1 protein-coding gene is annotated in these 1325 nt (G+C 36.5%); it reads left to right on the forward strand.

Translation table 11 applies throughout. The annotated features are described in order from the left end of the window. Positions 1-74 precede the first annotated feature (74 nt). On the forward strand, positions 75-1307 hold the full coding sequence (locus tag H7844_15950) for a GAF domain-containing protein (GenBank protein ID MEO5358771.1): 1233 nt from the start codon (positions 75-77) through the stop codon (positions 1305-1307). The last annotated feature ends 18 nt before the right edge of the window (positions 1308-1325 follow it).

Here is a 1325-nt window from a genome sequence, read left to right on the forward strand (position 1 = left end):
CCCGCATAAGGTTATAGAAACTTATGGTGCCGATGCCTTCAGGTATTTTCTGTTTCGGGAGGTAACGTTCGGGCTTGCCACTCCTTTCTAATAATATGGATATAGAAAATATTTCTATTACAGTACACAAAGAGGCAATGAGACTAACCAATAGCGCACATGGTTATGTTGCTGAGTTAGATACAGAGACAATGGACCTAGTGGCGCATAGTCTTACTGAAATGATGAAAGATGGTCAGTGTAACGTAGATACCACGCATAAGAGAATGACATTTCCCAAGGGGCAGGATAGTTATAATGCGCTTTGGGGTCACGCATTAAATACAAAAAACGGATTTTATGTTAATAATCCTAAAGAACACCCCGCCTATAAAGGCTGTATTCCTGAGGGACATGCACAAATAAAACGATATCTTTCAGTTCCGTCAGTAATAGGCGGTAGATTAATAGGACAAATTGCTGTAGCAAATGCTGAGAGGGATTATACGGATGATGATTTAAATGTTATAGAACGTCTTGCTATGATTTATGCTTTAGCGGTTGAACGTAAAAGGATAGAGGAAAAATTAAAATACTTTAATGAACACCTTCAATCCATGGTAACAACAGAAGTTGAAAAAAGAAGACTTCAAGAACAACTACTAATTCAGCAATCCAAAATGGCTTCTATGGGTGAGATGATTAGCCTAATAGCCCATCAGTGGAAACAACCTTTGAATGCAGTAACGTTGAATGTCCAGGATTTTAGAGATGCTTATAAGCAGGGTGAACTTGATGATAAATATATAGACAATATTGTAGGTTCTACAATGCAACAAATAGATTTTATGGCAAAGACCATAGACGACTTTAGAAATTTCTTCATACCGTCTAAGAAAAAAATCAGATTTGATGTAAAGGCAGCCATAGATGAACTTCTGTCAATGTTTATGCATGTCTATATCAGACACAACGTAGATGTTTCATTAAAATCTGAACAGTATGTCTTACTTAATGTTGAAGGCTATCCAAATGAGTTTAAACAGGTTATACTCAATATTTTGAATAATGCCAAGGAGGCGATTGTCTCAAGAAAGAAGATTGAACCACAAATTAAAGGAGATATATTAATAAATATCTGCAATACTGAAGACAAGTCCAAAGTTATAGTTTCAATCAAAGACAACGGTGGTGGCATTTCTAATGATGTGATAACCAAAATATTTGAACCTTACTTCACAACCAAAGATAAGGAAGGCACCGGCATAGGTAAGCGTCAAGTAAACCCCATCTTCAAAAAAATAAGTAGAGGTGTCATACTTGTGTGAAAAAAGAGGGGGCACAGT

This window comes from Nitrospirae bacterium YQR-1 (assembly GCA_039908095.1).
GTDB lineage: Bacteria > Nitrospirota > Thermodesulfovibrionia > Thermodesulfovibrionales > Magnetobacteriaceae > Magnetomonas.